General features: G+C 71.9%; 15 protein-coding genes and 1 riboswitch. Of the genes, 5 read left to right on the top strand and 10 right to left on the bottom strand.

Going from position 1 to position 13,694, the window contains the following annotated elements; translation table 11 throughout:
- Window positions 1-4 precede the first annotated feature (4 nt).
- Window positions 5-679, bottom strand: coding sequence for a polysaccharide lyase family 7 protein (locus G3I78_RS03150; RefSeq protein ID WP_164421162.1), 675 nt, complete (start codon window positions 677-679; stop codon window positions 5-7).
- Window positions 680-885: 206 nt separating this feature from the next.
- Window positions 886-1,659: an MBL fold metallo-hydrolase gene (locus G3I78_RS03145; protein ID WP_164421161.1), complete on the bottom strand. Its 774-nt coding sequence runs from the start codon at window positions 1,657-1,659 to the stop codon at window positions 886-888.
- A gap of 128 nt (window positions 1,660-1,787) precedes the next feature.
- On the opposite strand from G3I78_RS03145, the gene G3I78_RS03140 reads away from it, so the two are divergent.
- Window positions 1,788-2,675, top strand: a complete 888-nt coding sequence (locus tag G3I78_RS03140; RefSeq protein ID WP_164421160.1) for a helix-turn-helix transcriptional regulator — start codon at window positions 1,788-1,790, stop codon at window positions 2,673-2,675.
- An 85-nt stretch (window positions 2,676-2,760) separates the two neighbouring features.
- The gene (locus tag G3I78_RS03135) at window positions 2,761-3,114 is read left to right on the top strand and encodes a VOC family protein (RefSeq protein ID WP_164421159.1); all 354 of its coding nucleotides are present in this window, start codon (window positions 2,761-2,763) and stop codon (window positions 3,112-3,114) included.
- Between the two features lie 7 nt (window positions 3,115-3,121).
- Here G3I78_RS03135 and G3I78_RS03130 read toward each other — a convergent pair whose 3' ends face one another.
- Window positions 3,122-3,844, bottom strand: coding sequence for a response regulator (locus G3I78_RS03130; RefSeq protein ID WP_164421158.1), 723 nt, complete (start codon window positions 3,842-3,844; stop codon window positions 3,122-3,124).
- A 115-nt stretch (window positions 3,845-3,959) separates the two neighbouring features.
- On the opposite strand from G3I78_RS03130, the gene G3I78_RS03125 reads away from it, so the two are divergent.
- Genes G3I78_RS03125 through G3I78_RS03115 form a run of 3 tightly spaced genes read left to right on the top strand, consistent with a single transcriptional unit; the run spans window position 3,960 to window position 6,977 of the window.
- Window positions 3,960-4,943 (top strand): tripartite tricarboxylate transporter substrate binding protein, encoded by a 984-nt coding sequence (locus G3I78_RS03125; RefSeq protein ID WP_164421157.1) that lies wholly within the window; start codon window positions 3,960-3,962, stop codon window positions 4,941-4,943.
- Window positions 4,940-5,482, top strand: a complete 543-nt coding sequence (locus tag G3I78_RS03120) for a tripartite tricarboxylate transporter TctB family protein (RefSeq protein ID WP_164421156.1) — start codon at window positions 4,940-4,942, stop codon at window positions 5,480-5,482. The genes G3I78_RS03125 and G3I78_RS03120 overlap by 4 nt, the downstream gene beginning before the upstream one ends.
- Before the next feature lies 1 nt (window position 5,483).
- Entirely contained in the window at window positions 5,484-6,977 is a 1,494-nt protein-coding gene (locus tag G3I78_RS03115) for a tripartite tricarboxylate transporter permease (RefSeq protein WP_164421155.1), read from the top strand.
- Window positions 6,978-6,989: 12 nt separating this feature from the next.
- Here G3I78_RS03115 and G3I78_RS03110 read toward each other — a convergent pair whose 3' ends face one another.
- The 7 genes from G3I78_RS03110 to G3I78_RS03080 form a co-directional block, all read right to left on the bottom strand.
- Window positions 6,990-7,670, bottom strand: a complete 681-nt coding sequence (locus G3I78_RS03110; RefSeq protein WP_164421154.1) for a DNA alkylation repair protein — start codon at window positions 7,668-7,670, stop codon at window positions 6,990-6,992.
- A 64-nt stretch (window positions 7,671-7,734) separates the two neighbouring features.
- On the bottom strand, window positions 7,735-8,733 hold the full coding sequence (locus G3I78_RS03105) for an ABC transporter substrate-binding protein (RefSeq protein WP_164421153.1): 999 nt from the start codon (window positions 8,731-8,733) through the stop codon (window positions 7,735-7,737).
- A gap of 40 nt (window positions 8,734-8,773) precedes the next feature.
- Window positions 8,774-9,526 (bottom strand): ABC transporter ATP-binding protein, encoded by a 753-nt coding sequence (locus G3I78_RS03100; RefSeq protein ID WP_164421152.1) that lies wholly within the window; start codon window positions 9,524-9,526, stop codon window positions 8,774-8,776.
- 2 nt (window positions 9,527-9,528) lie between these two features.
- A complete protein-coding gene (locus G3I78_RS03095; RefSeq protein WP_203614293.1) occupies window positions 9,529-10,551 on the bottom strand; it encodes an iron ABC transporter permease in 1,023 nt (340 codons plus the stop codon).
- A gap of 161 nt (window positions 10,552-10,712) precedes the next feature.
- Window positions 10,713-10,795: riboswitch (cobalamin riboswitch) on the bottom strand.
- Window positions 10,796-10,854: 59 nt separating this feature from the next.
- A complete protein-coding gene (gene tatA, locus G3I78_RS03090) occupies window positions 10,855-11,052 on the bottom strand; it encodes a Sec-independent protein translocase subunit TatA (RefSeq protein WP_164421150.1) in 198 nt (65 codons plus the stop codon).
- Window positions 11,053-11,123: 71 nt separating this feature from the next.
- Window positions 11,124-12,824: an LCP family protein gene (locus G3I78_RS03085; protein ID WP_203614084.1), complete on the bottom strand. Its 1,701-nt coding sequence runs from the start codon at window positions 12,822-12,824 to the stop codon at window positions 11,124-11,126.
- Between the two features lie 183 nt (window positions 12,825-13,007).
- Window positions 13,008-13,667 carry a lytic transglycosylase domain-containing protein gene (locus G3I78_RS03080; protein ID WP_164421149.1) on the bottom strand — a complete coding sequence of 220 codons (660 nt, stop codon included), beginning with the start codon at window positions 13,665-13,667 and terminating at the stop codon, window positions 13,008-13,010.
- Window positions 13,668-13,694 lie beyond the last annotated feature (27 nt).

The raw sequence follows: 13,694 nt of genomic DNA, 5'->3' as shown, positions 1-13,694 counted from the left end.
CGGGTCAGCGCGTCCAGTACCGGATGTCGCGGAAACGGGCCTCCGCGCGGCCCGAGCCGTGGTTGTAGACGCCGTTCTTGAAGTAGCGGGTGGCCGGGCCCCGGTCGGCGACCGTCAGGGCGAGGGAGTCGTCGAGGTAGACCTTGACCGTGCCGGTGCCGGTGGTCGCCTGGTGGGCGATCTTCACGTTGAACCAGGTGTCGTACGCCCCTGTCTTCAGCACCGTGCCGTCGTAGCGGCGCACGGTGCCGCCGCCGGTGTCGTAGACGTTGAGCATGATGTCGGTGGCCGGGGTGCCCGAGGGGTGGACGCCGCGCAGGATCTGGACGAAGGACGCGCCGTCCGTGCCCGAGGGGAGGTACACGTCGGCGTCCCACATGCGGTTGCCCGTCGTGTAGTCGACCTTCCAGCGCATCTCGGTGCGCGGATCGGTCGAACTGCCTTCCTCGAAGGGCTCGTCGGTGTCGTACACCCACATCCGGTGGACCCCACCGCTGCTGCTGTGCCGTTCGCTCAGGTCGAGGTTCCAGGGCTTCTGCCAGCTGTAGGTGAACGAGGTCTGCGTCCAGCCGTCCGTCGGATCGGCGGCGGCGACCGCGAGCGGCGCGCGCGGCAGGGTGAGCGCGGCACCGCCCGCCAGCAGGCCCGCCCCGGCCCGCAGGACTGATCTCCGGTTCATCGCGTGTCCTTTCCGGTGAGGGAGTGGAGGTCGCAGGCAATACCAATACATCGGAGGAGTCAACGACTTGGACGAGACCAAGTCCGGGCAGCGCCGCTTTTCGGGCAGGCGACGGGAGTCGAAAACCTCCGACACACCCGATGTATCCCGCCCGACCCTCCGACCGCCGGATCACGCGACCCTCCGACCGCCCGACCGAGCGGCACTCACCCCGCGAACAGCGACCGATTGGCGATGTCGATGATGAACGGCCCGGCATACGAGGGATACCGGTCCACGATCGCCGCCTTGTACGCCTCCCCGTCGTCACCGAGCAGCTCGCGGGCGTCGGTGAGATAGCGCCGTACGTCCTCGTAGACCTGAGGACCGGTGGGCAGGCCGTGGCCGGGAAGAATCGTGTCGTAGCCGGATTCCCCGGCCAGGGTGTCGACGGCCCGCTGCCAGCCGGTGATGTCGTTGTTGCCGAGGTAGAGGTGGACGTCGTTGTAGACGAGGTCCTGGGCGATCAGCACGCCCTGTTCGGGGAGTTTGATCAGCAGTTCGTCGGCGGCCTCGCCGCCGGACACGGCCTCGAAGACGAACGGAACGCCGTCGATGACCTCGGTGCCCGGGATGACGGCCACGGACGGGGTGAACTCGCTGACCGGGATGACCTGTCCGGTGGGCAGGTCGCTGTCGCCGCGGGCGACGATCTGCTCGCGTACTCGGGCCAGCGCGTGGACCGGGACACCGAAGCGGGCGGCGCCGTTGTAGTGGTCGGGGTGGGCGTGGGTGACGACGAGGCGGTCCAGCGGCTTGCCGAGCCCCTGGGCGTAGGCGACGGCCTCGTCGGCGTAGGCCGGGAGCAGCTGTGCGTCGATCGCGACGATCCGGGCCGGGGTCTCGATCAGCTGGGTGGTGGCGTGGAAGGTGTCCGCGGGCGACATGTAGCTGTGGACGCGTACCGCGCCCCTGTCGAGGACCGTGACCGTGCCGTTCATGGGGAGGCTCCTTGGGGTGAAGGCGGCCCTGCACCGCCCTTGCGACCTCCACTCTCGCCGTGAAACCGCAGGCGGGCGAGGTACGCTGAAGACGCGGGATGGTAGATCGAGGACATCTGGAGACCGAGATGGGTGCCACCGACCTGGGCGCCGCGGACCCGGCGATCCCCCGGCTCGGCTTCAACCCGCCCGACGCGCGCGTCCCCGGCTTCGAGATCCTGGATCTGGCGACCCTGCGGGAGCGGCGCGGGTTCCGGGGCAGCCGTTCCGACGCGGTGCACCGGCTGGACTTCCACACCCTCACGCTGATCACGGCGGGCAGCGGCGAGCACACGGTCGACTTCGTGACGTACCCCTGCCGCCCGGGCACCCTGCTCTGGATCCGGCCGGGCCAGGTCCAGCGGTTCACCGACCCCGGGACCACCGAGGGCACGCATCTGCTCTTCCGGCCCTCCTTCCCGCCCCGCTTCAGCGGCGCCGACCGGCTGGTGGACGAGCGGTACGGCCCGGTGTGCCGGCAACTGGGCCCGAGCCCCGCGTACGCCGCCCTGTCCACCCTGCTGAGCCAGCTGCGGGCCGAGTACGGGCGGCCGGGGCCGGACGTGTCGGCGGAGATCCTCCAACTCCTGCTGGCCACCGCGCTGTTGCAGATAGACCGGCTGCCGCACTCCGGCGCGGACGCGGACCCGCACGCGGGCGGCGAGGTCTACGCCCGCTTCCGCGCCGAGTTGGAGCGGTCCTACGCCGACACCCGCCGCGCCGCCGACTACGCCCACCGGCTCGGGTACACCGTCAAGACGCTGACCCGCGCCTGCGTGGCCGCGACCGGGCGGCCCGTGAAGCACGTCATCGACGCCCGTGTCGCCCTGGAGGCCCAGCGGCTGCTCGCCCACACCGACGAACCGGTGGCGACCGTCGCCCGCCGCCTGGGTTTCCCCGAGCCCACCAACTTCCGCAAGTTCTTCGCCCGCCACACCGGCGTGACCCCCGGCGCCTTCCGCCGGACCCATCAGTGAGGAGTACGACCGTCCAGGGCCCCGGGCGGGACGGGCACCGGTGTCCGGCCGGGCCGTCCGGGCGCTCTCCTGGCACGATGGCCGCATGGAACGTGTACTTGGAATCGGCGGATACTTCCTGCGGGCCACCGACCCCGGCGCCCTGAGCGCCTGGTACCGCGACTGCCTCGGCCTGGACGCCGACGCGCACGGCCTGTGGCTCCAGGAGGCCGGGCCCACGGTGTTCGCGGCCTTCGAGGCGGAGACCGACTACTTCGGGTCGCGCTCGCAGGGCACGATGCTCAACTTCCGGGTCCGCGACCTGGACGCGATGCTCGCCCAGCTGCGGGACAGGGGCGCGGACGTCGCCGCCGAGACCCAGGACATGGACGGCATCGGCCGGTTCGGCTGGGTCACCGATCCGGAGGGCAACCGGATCGAGCTGTGGCAGCCCGCGTGACCTGCGGTCACGGACGCCAGGTGTAGCGGCGCTCCGGGCGGCCCGCGGCGCCGTAGCGCAGGGACACGTCCGCGCTGCCGGTGGAGTGGAAGTGCTCCAGGTAACGGCGGGCGCTGACACGGGAGATGCCGGTGCGGGCGGCGCACTCGGTGGCGGAGAGGGTGCCTTCGGCGTCGCGGAGGGTGCGTTCGATCAGCTCGGCGGTCTCCACGCTCATGCCCTTGGGCAGCGGCCGGGCCGGGGGCGCGGCCGTCCCCGCCAGGACGCGGTCGACATCGGCCTGGCCGCGCACGACGGCCGCGTGGAGGCTGACCCTGCGGGCCGCGTACCGCTCCAGACGCGCCCGCAGTTCCTCGTAGCCGAAGGGCTTGAGCAGGTAGTCGACCACGCCGTGCCGTACGGCGCCGCGGACCGTGTCCGCCTCGCGTGCCGCGCTGACCACCATGACGTCGCAGTCGTGGCCGTCGGCGCGCAGCCGGGAGACCACGTCGAGGCCGAACACGTCCGGCAGATACAGGTCGAGCAGGACCAGGTCGGGGCGGAGTTCACCGACGGCCGTGATGGCCTCCGCGCCGGTGCCCGCGGTGCCCACGACCCGGAAGGCGGCCAGCCGGTCGACGTAGGTGCGGTGCACCCGCGCGACCATGAAGTCGTCGTCGACCACGAGGACGTCGATCGTCTCCTGCACAGGGCCGCTCCTTCGTCCCCGCCCTCCGGTTCGCCCCATCATGACCAAGAAACCGTAAAGACCACAACCTCCGTTGCTTGCGGAAGCGGGACAGACGGCCGGTGCGCGGGCACCATGTGGCCACTCCCCCGACCCCGTATCGACAGGTGGTGGCCCCGTGCGCCTACGCACCCCGCTCGCCGTGCTCGGCGCCGCGGCGCTTCTGCTGGTGGGTCCGCCGCTGCTCGCGGCCGGCGACGGCTCCGCGACCGGCACCCAGATCCCCGGTCTGCGTCTGATGGTCCCCAACTCCCCCGGCGGCGGCTACGACATCACGGCCCGCACCGCGGCCAGGAACGCCGAGGACGCGGGGCTCACGCACAACGTCGAGGTGTTCAACCTGCCCGGCGCGGGCGGCACCGTCGGTCTCGCCCGGCTGGTGAGCGAGCACGGCAACGGCAGGCTCGCGATGTCCATGGGCCTGGGCGTAGTCGGCGCCGCGCGCTCCAACGACTCGCCCAGGACCCTCGCCGACACCACGCCGATCGCGCGGCTCACCGAGGAGCAGGACGTCGTCGTGGTGGCCGCGGACTCGCCGTACGAGACGATCGACCAGCTCGTCGCGGCCTGGCGGAAGGACCCCGGCAAGCTGCCGGTCGGCGGCGGTTCGTCGCCGGGCGGTCCCGACCATCTCGCGCCGATGCTGATGGCGCGGGCCGCCGGTATCGCGCCGAAGGATGTCAACTACATCCCCTTCGACGGCGGCGGCGAACTGCTCGCCTCGATCCTCGGCAGCAAGGTCGCCTTCGGGGTCTCCGGGGTCGGCGAGTACCAGGAGCAGATCAGGGCGGGCGAGTTGCGGCTGCTCGCCGTCACCGGACCGAAGCGGGTGTCCGGCCTGGACGCGCCGACGCTCAGGGAGTCCGGCTACGACGTGGACTTCACCAACTGGCGCGGCATCGTCGCCCCGCCGGGCCTGTCCGACGCCGAGCGGGACAAACTCGTGCGCCTCGTCGAGGAGTTGCACGCGTCGCCGCAGTGGCGGAAGTCCCTGAAGGAGAACGGCTGGGACGACGCCTTCCTCACCGGCGACAGGTTCGGCGCCTTCCTCGACGCCCAGGACGAGCGCGTGGTGTCCGTACTGAAGGAGCTGGGACTGTGACGACCCCGGAGACAGCGGCACAGACAGCGGCAACGGCACCGAAGCGGAGCTCCTGGCTGCGCGACCGCTCCGAACTCGGCGTCTGCGTCCTGCTGTTGGCGCTCGGCGTGCTGGTCCTGACCGACGCGCTCACCATGGACGTGGACATCGCGCAGCGCGGCCCGGTCGGTCCGCGGACCGTGCCGATCGTCGTCGGCGGCGGACTCCTCCTCATCGCGGCCCTGCTCGCCGTGGACGTGCTGCGCGGCGGACACGGCGAGGCGGAGGCCGGTGAGGACGTCGACCTGTCCGAACCCGCCGACTGGCGCACGGTGTTGCTGCTGGCCGGGGTGTTCCTCGGCGCGGCCGTCCTCATCGAGCCGCTGGGCTTCCCCCTCGCGGGCGCCCTGCTCTTCTGGGGCGCCGCCTTCGCCCTGGGCAGCCGCCGCTTCGACCGGGACCCGCTGATCGCCGCCGTGCTCTCCCTCGCCACCTACGCCCTCTTCGACAACCTGCTCGGAGTGCCGCTGCCCGGCGGCCCACTGATGGGAGTGCTGTGACATGGATGCCCTCAACTCCCTTCTGGACGGCTTCGGTACGGCCCTCACCCCGGTCAACCTGCTGTGGGCGGCGCTCGGTGTGCTGCTCGGCACGGCCATCGGGGTGCTGCCCGGCATCGGGCCCGCGATGGCGGTGGCGCTGCTGCTGCCGGTGACGTACGGGCTCGACCCGATCGGCGCGTTCATCATGTTCGCCGGGATCTACTACGGGGCGATGTTCGGCGGTTCGACGACCTCGATCCTCCTCAACACCCCGGGTGAGAGCGCCGCGGTGGTGGCCGCCATGGAGGGCAACCCGATGGCCAAGTCGGGCCGGGGCGCGCAGGCTCTCGCCGCGGCGGCCGTCGGGCACTTCGTGGGCGGTCTGACCGGCACGATCCTGCTGGTCGCCCTCGCCCCGACGGTCGCCGACCTCGCGGTGGACATCGGCGCGCCGGACTACTTCGCCGTCATGGTCCTCGCGTTCATCGCCGTGACGTCCGTGCTCGGCTCGTCCCGGCTGCGCGGCCTCGCGTCCCTGCTGATCGGTCTGACGCTCGGGCTGGTCGGCCTGGACCAGATGACCGGGCAGCAGCGGCTGACGTTCGGCTCGCTCCAACTCGCCGACGGCATCGACGTGGTGATCGTCGCGGTGGGCCTGTTCGCGATCGGCGAGGCCCTGTGGGTGGCGGCCCATCTGCGCCGTACGACGGGCGAGGCGATCCCCGTCGGACGGCCCTGGCTCGGCCGGGCGGACGTGCGGCGCACCTGGAAGGCGTGGCTGCGCGGCCCGTTGATCGGCTTCCCGTTCGGCGCGATCCCGGCGGGCGGCGCCGAGATCCCGACGTTCCTCTCCTATGTCACGGAGAAGCGGCTGTCGAAGCACAAGGACGAGTGGGGCAAGGGGGCGATCGAGGGCGTGGCGGGTCCCGAGGCGGCCGCCTCGGCGTCGGCGGCGGGCACGCTGGTCTCCATGCTGACGCTGGGCCTGCCCACGACCGCCGTGGCCGCCGTCATGCTGGCCGCCTTCCAGCAGTACGGCATCCAGCCCGGCCCCCTGCTCTTCGCGAACGAACCCGACCTGGTGTGGGGCCTGATCGCGTCCCTCTTCGTCGGGATGGTGCTGCTGCTCGCCCTCAACCTGCCGCTGGCACCGGTGTGGGCGAAGCTGCTGCGCATCCCGCGGCCGTATCTGTACGCGGGCATCCTCTTCTTCGCCGCGGTCGGCGCCTACGCGGTCGGCGGTGAGGTGATCGACCTGGTGATCCTGCTGATCATCGGCCTGATCGGCTTCGGCATGCGCCGCTACGGCCTCCCGGTGCTGCCCGCCGTCATCGGCGTGATCCTCGGCCCGGGCGCCGAGAACCAGTTGCGGCGGGCGCTCCAGATCAGCGACGGGAGTGTGCGGGGCCTGGTGAACACGCCGTTCTCGGTCACGGTGTACGCGGTGGTCCTGCTGCTTCTGCTGTGGCCCCTGCTCAAGCCCTTGTTCGCGCGCGTTCGGTCCCGCTCCTGACCGCGCCCGGGCTCAAGCCGGCGTGCCGTCCTGCTGTCTGCGGACCATCTCGGTGATCCAGACCGGTGCGAAGGGCGAGGTGCAGCCCGGGGAGGTCGGGTAGTCCTTGAGGACTTCGAGGCGCTCCCCGATCTCCAGCGCGCGGGCGCGGTGTGCGGGGTGCTCGATGCCGATCTGGGCCAGGCAGTGGTTCATCGCCCACTGGAGGCGATCCGGGGCGTTCTTCATGCCGGCCTCGACGAGGTCGAGCAGTCCCGGGAGGTCGAGACCTTCGGGCCGCTTCGCCACGCGCTCCGTGGTCAGCGCCCACCCGGCGCTCGCGACGACCGGGTCCGGGTCGGCGAACCAGGCCACGCGCAGCTCCTCGGCGTGCGGGCTCTTCTTGACGACGTAGCCCACGAGCCAGTCGTGCACCTTGGGGGTGCGGGCCGCGCGCAGCATGGCGTCCAGCTCGTCGCGCTCGAACGCCTTCGGGCGGCAGATCAGGATCGCCAGCAGCCGGGCCGCGGTGTCGTCCGTCTCCCAGAGCCCGCGTGCGAGGTCCTGCTGGGTCTTCAGCCGTTTCGCGAGGGCGCGCAGCTTGCCGAGGTTCACGCCGTGGTCGTCGCCGTGCCGCTCGTTGACCGCGCGGGTCCTCGGGTCGTCGAGCGTCGCGAGTTCGGCCAGCACCTCGGCCACCGTCGTCCCGGTCACGCCGGCCTCCTGTGCGTCGCCTGTCCGTCCTGTCCGGGATTCACCCTACGACGGGTGCCGCTGCTCAGCGCTGTGCGGCGACCGTCCGCAGATAGGCGCCGAGGCGGGCTATGGCCGACGGGTTGCGGGGGCTCTCGACGAGGTCGACGTAGTCGAGGACGAAGATCCGCTTGTGCTTGACGGCGGAGACGTTCCGCAGCGGGGCGTAGGACAGCAGGAACTTCTTCTTCTGTTCGGCGCTGACGTCGCCGTAGTTGCAGATCACGATGGCGTCGGGGTTCCGCTGGACCACGCTCTCCCAGCCGACCGTGGTCCAGGAGTCGTCGACGTCGTGCATGACGTTGACCCCGCCGGCCTTGGCGATGATCTCGTCGGGGGTGGCCCAGCGGCCGGAGGTGAAGGGCTGGTCCTGGCCGCTGTCGTAGAGGAAGACCTTGGGCCGGTCCGCGGGCGCCTCGGCCTGCACGGCGGCGATCCGCTTCTTGAAGTCCGCGATCAGGGCGGCCGCGCGCCGCTCCACCCCGAACAGCTTCCCGAGGTTGGTGAGGTCGGCGTACAGGGCGTCGAGCGGCGCCATGATGCCGCGGGAGGTCTTGGTGCGGCCGTTGCGGCAGGACTCGGTGAGGATGTACGAGGGGATGCCGAGCTTCTTCAGGGCCTCCGGGGTGAAGCCGCTGTCGTCGCGGAAGCCGTAGTTCCAGCCGGCGAAGACGAGGTCGCCCTTGGCGTCGAGGACGTTCTCCTTGGTGAGCTGGTCCTTGGAGATCCACTTGACCTTGTCGTAGCCGTCCTTCCAGGGCACGTCGGTCAGGTCGCCCTTGTCGTCGGGCATGGCGAACCCGGCCATGCGGTTCTCCAGGCCGAGGGCGAACATCAGCTCGGTGATCCCGACGTCGTTGGTGACGACCCGCTCGGGGACCTTGTCGTACGTCACCTTCCGGCCGCAGTTGGTGAGGGTGACGGCGGTCGACCTGGCGTCGGCGGACGACTCGACGTGAGCGCCGCAGCCGGTGGCGAGCACGGCGAGGCAGAGGGCGGCGGACAGGGCGACGGGCTTGCGCATGAGGGGGGTTCCTTAAGGGGGACGGCGGCGTTCGGGACGGCTAGGCCGGTGGGAGGAGGTCGAACAGGAGCTGTACGGCGCCGGTCTCCGGGTGCCGTACGGGATGGGCGCGGACCCCGAACACCTCGGCGAGCAGGGCGGGTTCGAGCACCTCGTGCGGCGGGCCCGAGGCGACGATCCGGCCGTCCTGGATGACGTACAGGAGGTCGCAGTGGGCGGCGGCGAGGTTGAGGTCGTGCAGGGCGGCCAGCACGGTCGGGCCGCTGTCGCGGACCAGGCCGAGCACGTCCAACTGGTGGGCGATGTCGAGGTGGTTGGTGGGTTCGTCGAGGACGAGCACCCGGGGCTGCTGGGCGAGCGCGCGGGCGATGAGCACGCGCTGCTTCTCGCCGCCGGACAGGGCGAGGAAGCCGCGTCCGGCGAGGTGGTCGACACCGGCCCGGCGCAGGGCCGCGGCGCAGATCTCGTGGTCGGAGGCGGCGGTACGGTCCCGGTGCGGCAGCCGGCCCATGGCGACCACCTCGGCGACGGTGAAGTCGAACTCGGCCGACGACTCCTGGGGCAGCGCGGCCAGCACCCGGGCGGCGGCGCGCGGGTTCATGGCGTGCACGTCGTCGCCGTCGAGCCCGATCACTCCCGCGGTCGGGCGCAGGGCCCGGTACACACAGCGCAGCAGGGTCGACTTGCCGCTGCCGTTGGGGCCGACGAGCCCGACGAAGGCCCCGCTGCGCACGGTCAGCCGGATGTCCCGGAGGATTCCGGCGACGCTCACGTCCTCGATGTCGAGCCGCATGGTCACCGGCCTCCGAAGGAGTAGCCGCCGCGCCGCATGAGCAGCAGGAAGGCGGGCACCCCGACCACGGCGGTGATCACGCCGACGGGCAGTTCGGCGGGGGCGAGCAGGAGCCGGGACAGGATGTCGGCCCAGACCAGCAGGACGGCTCCGGCGAGGGGGGCGACGGCGAGGACGCGTCGGTGGTCGGCGCCGACGAGCATCCGTACGACGTGCGGGACCATGAGTCCGACGAAGCCGATGGCCCCGCTGACCGCGACCACGGTTCCGGTGACGGCGGCGGTGACGAGGAACAACTCCCGCCGCAACCGCCCTGGTCGGACGCCGAGCGCGGCGGAGGTCTCGTCGCCCATCGCGAGGGCGTTCAGGGACTCGGCCCGCCGTCTGAGCCAGGTCCAGCCGGCGGCCACGGTGACCGCGGCGAGCGGTACCTGCGCCCAGCTCGCCCCGCCGAGGCTGCCCAGCAGCCACATCATCGCGGAGCGGGCGGCCTCGCCCCGGGCCGCGCCGAACACCATGACGGTGGTGACGGCCTCGAAGCCGTACGCGAGTGCCGTGCCGGTCAGGATGAGCCGCAGCGGGGTGAGGCCCTGCGGTGAGCGGGCCACGGCGTACACCAGGACCATCGCGGCGAGGGCGGAGGCGAACGCGGACAGCGACAGCGCCCAGACGCCGAGTCCGGCGAACGCGCCGAGCAGGATGACGGCGTTGGCGCCCACCGCGGCGCCGGAGGAGATGCCCAGCACGAAGGGGTCGGCGAGCGCGTTGCGGACCATGGCCTGGACGGCCACGCCGACCGAGGCGAGGCCCGCCCCGACGATCGCGCCGAGCACGACCCGGGGCAGCCGGATCTCCCAGACGATGGTGTAGGCGGCGGCGTCGCGGGCGTGCACGGTGCCGCCGGTGAGCCCGGCCCACAGGAACCGGCCCACCTCGGTGGCGCCGATGCCGCTGGCACCGAGGGCGACCCCGCACCACAGCGACACGGCGAGCAGCAGGGCGAGCCCGAGGGTGCGGGGCAGCAGGGGGGTGCGGCTGGGGGCCGTACTTCGGCGCACGGTGGGGCGGTCCTTCGGGGTGGGGCCGCCGGGCGGACGTCACGCACAAGACGGCCCCGAACGGCACCTGGGCCGCGCGGTCCCCTCTCGCAGTCCACGGCGAGCAGTCGACGGGTCGCGCCACCCCCGGGCGATCGGGCTCGCGCGGCGGACCCGGGGGTCGCCGCGCACACCGTTGCGGGTCAGCGCCGGACTCTCACCGGACTTCCCCCGCGGGAGGCAGCGGGAGCGTAACAAACCCCCGCGGCCCTCCTCACGGCCGCCCCGGGCTCAGAGCGCCGGGTTGCGCTCGGTCGCGGTGGGCTGGGCCTCGTCGTCGTCCTTCATGGCCTTGGCCTCGCTCTTGAGGATGCGCATCGACTTGCCGAGCCCGCGGGCCGCCTCGGGCAGCTTCTTCGAGCCGAACAGCAGGATGATCATGATGGCCACGACCAGCAGGTGCCAGGGTTCCAGTCCGTTGCGGAGCATCCCGCCGCCCTTTCTCTACGTTCATTGTTGCCAGCTTGCGCAACTGTACAACCACGAACCCCGGCTCGTCCTCACTGGTCCGAGTCGGGTTTGCTGGTCGCCGCCGCGTACGCCTGGGCCGGCGTCATGGGCACCCCGTTCAGCGAGACCGTCCGGTACGGGCTGACCTTGGCGCAGGTCTTGGCCTGGTCGGCGGTCTGCGCGTGCGCGTCGGAGACCGCGGCCTTCGTGTCGGCGGGCGCGGGCGAGGAGGAGCCGCCCGGATACGTGGTCCCGCTCGTCCAGTCCGCGCCGATCACCAGGGTCAGGCCGGTGCCCGTGCCCTGCTCCAGATGCGCGGAGGACAGGCCCAGCGCCCTGGCGGCGGTCTGCGCCTCGCCCTTCTGCCCGGCGCCGTAGGTGAGCGTGGTGGTGCTCGCGGAACTCGGCGCGTTGGCCGTGGTCGTGGCGGAGCTGAAGCCCTGTCCGGTGAGCGCGTCGGCGACCTCGGAGGCGCGGCCGGTGATCTCGGTGCCGTTCTCGACCGTCACGGCGATCTGCGCGGCGGGCACGGCCGAGGCGGAGGGCGTGGCCTTCGTGGCCTTCTTGCCGGAGCCCGTGGTCAGGGACTGGTCGCCCGCGATGCTGGCGAAGAGCGACTTGGCGCCCGCACCCACCACCACCCGGTTGTCGTCGGTCGGGTCGGGGGCGGTCTGCATGGTGGTGAAGGTCATCCGCTTGGTGGGGACCTTGTTCACGTCGGCCGCGAGCGCGATCAGCTTCTTGACGCTGCCGAGGCCGTCGTCCACGGTCAGCGCCTTGGTGGCGGCGTCGGCGAGGTCGTAGACCGCGGTGGGGTCGGTGAGCGTGCCCGCGCTCTTGAACTTCCGGATCATCGCGCTGAGGAAGATGTGCTGCGAGACCGTACGGCCGAGGTCGCTGCCGTCCCCGAAGCCGTGCCGGGAGCGGACGAACTCCAGGGCCGCCTCGCCCTTGAGGGTGTGGGTGCCCTTGGACAGCTTCAGATGCGAGTAGGTGTCGTACACGTTGTCGCTGACGCACACGGAGACACCGCCGACCGCGTCGGACATCTTGACCACGCCCGAGAAGTCGAGCTTGACGAAGTGGTCGATGGGGATGCCGGTGAGCTGGTGGATGGTGGCGGCCTGGCAGGCGGGGCCGTACTGGAGGGCGCTGTTGATCTGGCCGTAGTAGCCGGAGGTGGACTGGCCCGACTCGCTGTCCTTGCAGGCCGGGACGTTGACCATGGTGTCCCGGGGGATGCTCATGACGGTGGCGTTGGAGCGGTCCGCGGATATGTGGACCACCATCTGCACGTCGGCGTTGCCGTTGCCGGTCTGCACACCGGTCTGGGAGCAGCCGCCGCCGAGCTTGCAGTCCGCCTTGCTGGTCCGGCCGTCCGAGCCCATGACCAGGATGTTGATCGGGGTGCGGCCGAACGCGTCGGCCTTCTCCGAACCGCCCTTGCCGTCCAGCGCGACGCTGTTGATGTTGCCGTTGAGGTGCTCGTAGAACCACCAGCCTGCCCCGGCCGTGGCGAGCACCAGGAACGCGACGCACATCCCCGCGATCTTCAGCACCCGCCTGCCGCGCCGGACCGGACGGGCCCTGCGGCGCGAGCGCTTGCCGCCTTTCCCGCGGGAGGCCGCCGCCCGGGCCGCGGCGCGACCGCCGGGTCGCGGCCCCTCCGGTCCGGTCGCCCGCTGGCCGGGCACCCGGGCGCCGCGGCTGCGGGTGGCCTGACCGCCCGGGCCGTCCCACGGGTCGCTCATCTTCCACTCCCAGGAAACGGTCGGGCCCGTGAGGCCGGGCCGAGGGGTGGCGGCCTGGCGTACGCGGCGGTGTACGGACAGGCGGAGCCGGAACGCCGCCTAGGTTGCGTAGTTGCGCAATCTAACAAATCCCTGGCCCGCGCAGCACGGAGCCCGTCGGATCTCACACGCGGGCGGGCCGGTTCAGGCTGTCGTGACGGCTTTTCCGGCCTTGGCCCAGTTGGCCCGGAACCGGTCGAGGTAGGACTTCGCCTGGCTGCCGGGAGGCGTCCCGCTCGCGAAGGCGAGCATGTTGCCCGCGCCGGTGTTGTAGCCGAGGGCCAGCAGTTCGTCCTCGGTGTACGCGCCGGAGCGCGTGGCGGGCAGCTGGGCGGCCAGGTCGTGCAGGTACCAGGCCTCGGCCTCGATGGCGAGGTCCCGGTCGTCGGGCAGCTCCGTCCAGGCGCGGTCCGCGAAGTCGCGGCCCTTCTTCACCGCGTCGAACGTGGCCCGGTGCATGTCGGCGATGCCGAAGGCCGCGTCCGGCTTGTACTTCTGCCAGGCCCGCTCCACGGCCGGGTCGTGCGGTTTGTAGGCCTCGTTGTAGAGGATCGCCATCACCAGCCGGGCACTCACGCCCGCCTGCCGCGCACGGGTGCGGACCTCGGAGGCGTAGTCGGCGGGGTCGTAGGACACGCCGGCCTTCGCGGAGGCGGACGGGGTCGGTGTGCCGGCGGGCCGCTCGGCAGGCGGCGAGGAGTCGCCCTGCGAGGTGTTCGCGGCGCGCACGATGACGTACAGCGCCAGGGCGAGGACCAGCACGGGAAGCAGGCGCCGGTATCGGGACACCCGGGCGTCCGGCATGCCTCACCCCCCTCTTCGGCACAGCAC

Source organism: Streptomyces sp. SID13726 (genome assembly GCF_010548375.1).
Classification (GTDB): Bacteria; Actinomycetota; Actinomycetes; order Streptomycetales; family Streptomycetaceae; genus Streptomyces.
The sequence above is the reverse complement of the archived record's forward strand: the minus strand, read 5'-3'. Positions and strand labels throughout refer to the sequence as shown.

What these genes read in the sequence shown, in the direction of transcription:
- G3I78_RS03150 (WP_164421162.1), bottom strand. Translation starts at nt 679, where the DNA reads ATGAACCGGAGATCAGTCCTGCGGGCCGGGGCGGGCCTGCTGGCGGGC.
- G3I78_RS03145 (WP_164421161.1), bottom strand. Translation starts at nt 1,659, where the DNA reads ATGAACGGCACGGTCACGGTCCTCGACAGGGGCGCGGTACGCGTCCAC.
- G3I78_RS03140 (WP_164421160.1), top strand. Translation starts at nt 1,788, where the DNA reads ATGGGTGCCACCGACCTGGGCGCCGCGGACCCGGCGATCCCCCGGCTC.
- G3I78_RS03135 (WP_164421159.1), top strand. Translation starts at nt 2,761, where the DNA reads ATGGAACGTGTACTTGGAATCGGCGGATACTTCCTGCGGGCCACCGAC.
- G3I78_RS03130 (WP_164421158.1), bottom strand. Translation starts at nt 3,844, where the DNA reads ATGATGGGGCGAACCGGAGGGCGGGGACGAAGGAGCGGCCCTGTGCAG.
- G3I78_RS03115 (WP_164421155.1), top strand. Translation starts at nt 5,484, where the DNA reads ATGGATGCCCTCAACTCCCTTCTGGACGGCTTCGGTACGGCCCTCACC.
- G3I78_RS03105 (WP_164421153.1), bottom strand. Translation starts at nt 8,733, where the DNA reads ATGCGCAAGCCCGTCGCCCTGTCCGCCGCCCTCTGCCTCGCCGTGCTC.
- G3I78_RS03100 (WP_164421152.1), bottom strand. Translation starts at nt 9,526, where the DNA reads ATGCGGCTCGACATCGAGGACGTGAGCGTCGCCGGAATCCTCCGGGAC.
- tatA (WP_164421150.1), bottom strand. Translation starts at nt 11,052, where the DNA reads ATGCTCCGCAACGGACTGGAACCCTGGCACCTGCTGGTCGTGGCCATC.
- G3I78_RS03085 (WP_203614084.1), bottom strand. Translation starts at nt 12,824, where the DNA reads ATGAGCGACCCGTGGGACGGCCCGGGCGGTCAGGCCACCCGCAGCCGC.
- G3I78_RS03080 (WP_164421149.1), bottom strand. Translation starts at nt 13,667, where the DNA reads ATGCCGGACGCCCGGGTGTCCCGATACCGGCGCCTGCTTCCCGTGCTG.